This window comes from Pseudomonas sp. GXM4 (assembly GCF_008923895.1).
Classification (GTDB): Bacteria; Pseudomonadota; Gammaproteobacteria; order Pseudomonadales; family Pseudomonadaceae; genus Aquipseudomonas; species Aquipseudomonas atacamensis.
Window position 1 is genome coordinate 1 of sequence record NZ_WBRZ01000463.1, and the last position, 2,032, is coordinate 2,032.

At 60.6% G+C, this 2,032-nt stretch carries 1 protein-coding gene; it reads left to right on the forward strand.

What is annotated here, in order from left to right:
* Positions 1–182 precede the first annotated feature (182 nt).
* Positions 183–1,985, forward strand: coding sequence for an acyl-CoA dehydrogenase (locus tag F8N49_RS27440; RefSeq protein WP_151553285.1), 1,803 nt, complete (start codon positions 183–185; stop codon positions 1,983–1,985).
* Positions 1,986–2,032: the final 47 nt, after the last annotated feature.

A 2,032-nucleotide genomic window follows, 5' to 3' on the forward strand; every position in this document is an offset into this window, starting at 1 on the left:
TTTTTCAGTCAACCATCAATGTTGACTGAACTGCCGCCATCGCTGGCAAGCCAGCTCCCACAGTGTTTTGGGGTGTTTGTTAAGTCCGCGCGCGGCTCCAACATCACGCTTATCAATCATCCTGTTCAGTCTTTATCAGCACGCCTAGACTCGGCCCAACCCCAATTTCCAGGTAGGCCGCCATGTCCGAGACGCTGCTCAGTTCCCGCAATCTGGCTTTCGAGCTGTACGAAGTCCTTGATGCCGAGGGCCTGACCCGGCGCGAGCGCTTTGCCGAGCACAATCGCGAGACCTTCGACGCCGCCATCGGCACCGCGCGCAACATCGCCGAAAAGTATTTCGCCCCGCACAACCGCAAGGGCGATGAAAACGAGCCGCGCTATGAAGATGGCCAGGCCATTCTGATTCCCGAAGTGAAACCGGCGGTGGATGCCTTTCTCGAGGCCGGCTTCCTCAACGCCGCACGCAGCTTCGAGGCCGGCGGCATGCAATTGCCGACCCTGCTGTCGCAAGCCTGCTTCGCGCACTTTCAGTCCGCCAACGCAGCGTCGACCTCATACCCGTTCCTGACCATGGGCGCGGCCAACCTGATCGAGAGCTTCGGCAGCGAAGAGCAGAAACAGCGCTTCCTGCAACCGATGATCGACGGACGCTTCTTCGGCACCATGGCCCTGACCGAGCCTCATGCCGGTTCGTCGCTGTCGGATATCCGCACCCGCGCCGAGCCCGCATCCGACGGCACCTATCGCCTGAAGGGCAACAAGATCTTCATTTCCGGCGGCGATCATCCGCTGTCGGAAAACATCGTGCACATGGTTCTGGCCAAACTGCCCGACGCCCCGCCGGGGGTGAAAGGTATTTCGCTGTTTATCGTGCCGAAGTTTCTGGTCAACGACGACGGCAGCCTCGGCCAGCGCAACGACGTGCTGCTCGCCGGTTTGTTCCACAAGATGGGCTGGCGCGGCACCACATCGACGGCGCTGAACTTCGGCGATAACGGCGAGTGCGTCGGCTATCTGGTGGGCAAACCGCACCATGGTTTGAGCTACATGTTCCAGATGATGAACGAAGCGCGAATCGGCGTCGGCATGGGCGCAGTGATGCTCGGCTATGCCGGTTACCTGTATTCGCTGGAATATGCGCGTGAGCGGCCGCAGGGCCGGGTGCCGGACAGCAAGGATCCGAGCACAGCGCCGGTGGCGATCATTCAGCACGCGGACGTCAGACGCATGTTGCTGACGCAGAAATCCTACGTCGAAGGGGCATTTGACCTCGGCCTGTACGCCGCGCGGTTGTTCGATGACACCACCACGCTGGAAACCGAAGCCGAACGCAAACAGGCTCATGAACTGTTGGACCTGCTGACGCCGATCGTCAAATCCTGGCCTTCGGAGTTTTGCCTGAAGGCCAACGAACTGGCGATCCAGATTCTTGGCGGCCACGGCTACACCCGTGAGTACCCGGTGGAGCAGTACTACCGCGACAACCGCTTGAATCCGATCCACGAAGGCACCCACGGCATCCAGTCACTGGATTTGCTCGGGCGCAAACTGGCGCAGAACGGTGGCGCCGGTCTCAAGCAACTGATTCGGTTGATCGCCAACACGGCCGAACGCGCGACTGCGTACGACTCGCTGAGCGCACTGCGCGAACCACTGGAAAAACTCGTTGCCCGCCTGCAAACCGTGACCATCGGCCTGCTCACCGATCTGGCCCAAGGCAAGATCAACAGCAGCCTGGCGAACTCGGCGCTGTACCTGAAAGTGTTCGGCCACGCAGTGATCGGCTGGCGCTGGCTGGAGCAGGCGATCCGCGCCGAGGAAGGCCTGGCCAAAGGGAATACGGCGGACGTCGATTTCTATAAGGGCAAGTTGCAGGCGGCGCGGTATTTCCTGACATGGGAAGTGCCGGGTTGCCAGCATGAGCTGGACTTGCTGGAGGCGCGGGATGATACGTGTCTGGCGATGCAGGACGCGTGGTTCTAAAAGCAAAAGATCGCAGCCTTCGGCAGCTCCTACAGGAAACGCATTCC

Bases quoted from the DNA above. Each gene is read 5' to 3' on its own strand.
- F8N49_RS27440 (WP_151553285.1), top strand. From the start codon at position 183: ATGTCCGAGACGCTGCTCAGTTCCCGCAATCTGGCTTTCGAGCTGTAC.